General features: G+C 67.1%; 1 protein-coding gene. It reads left to right on the top strand.

Annotated elements, in window-relative coordinates; genetic code table 11:
• Positions 1-22 precede the first annotated feature (22 nt).
• Positions 23-868: endolytic transglycosylase MltG (locus NS220_RS18890; RefSeq protein WP_242864698.1), on the top strand; the 846-nt coding region annotated here is incomplete at its 3' end.

Raw genomic sequence — 868 nt, 5'->3', positions numbered from 1 at the left:
CGTCCTGGTGATCATCGGCGGAATGGTGGGCGGAGGTTTCGCCCTCTGGAACACCTACGGCGAGCGGGTGCAGGCCTTCTTCGGCACGGGGGAATCTCTCGACTACGAAGCCGGAATGGCCAACGGCGAGGCGCGGGTGACGATCGTCTCGGGAGACACCGGCGAGTCGGTGTCCCCGAAGATGTTCGACGCCGGGGTCACCAAGGCCTCGAACTCGCTCTACAAGTACATGGTCAACAACTCCGTGGGCTTCACCTTCCAGCCGGGCGTCTACAAGCTGCAGAAGCAGATGACGTCCGAGGCGGTCATCGCCGCCCTCCGCGACCCGGCGACCCGTCTCGACAGCTCCGTGCAGCTGCGCGAGGGACTCACGCTCAAGCAGTCGCTCGACGCGATCTCGGAGCAGGCCGGCATCCCGCGCGCCGATCTCGACGCCGCGGTCGCCGATCCGTCGCAGTACGGGGTCGCCGCCTCGACGCTCGAAGGCTGGATCTTCCCCGCGACCTACGATTTCGACGACGGCGTCACGGCGAAGGACGTCGTCGCGCGCATGGTGCAACGCACCGTGCAGTCGCTCGATCAAGCGGGAGTCCCCGAGGCCGACCGCGAGCGGATCCTCACCATCGCCTCGATCATCGAGCGCGAGGCCCGCGCGCCCGACGACTTCTACAAGGTGTCCCGCGTCATCGAGAACCGCCTGCAGCCGGACAACGTCGAAACGCACGGACTGCTCCAGATGGACTCCACCGCGCAGTACGGCGTGGGCGAGATCGGCGCGGGGTCCTCCTCGTCGTCCGAAAACGCGCTGACGAGCGACAACCCGTGGAACACGTACATCCATCCGGGCCTGCCGATCGGACCGATCGCC

Source organism: Microbacterium testaceum (genome assembly GCF_001476655.1).
Classification (GTDB): Bacteria; Actinomycetota; Actinomycetes; order Actinomycetales; family Microbacteriaceae; genus Microbacterium; species Microbacterium testaceum_C.
This window is presented reverse-complemented; position numbering and strand designations above follow the sequence as displayed.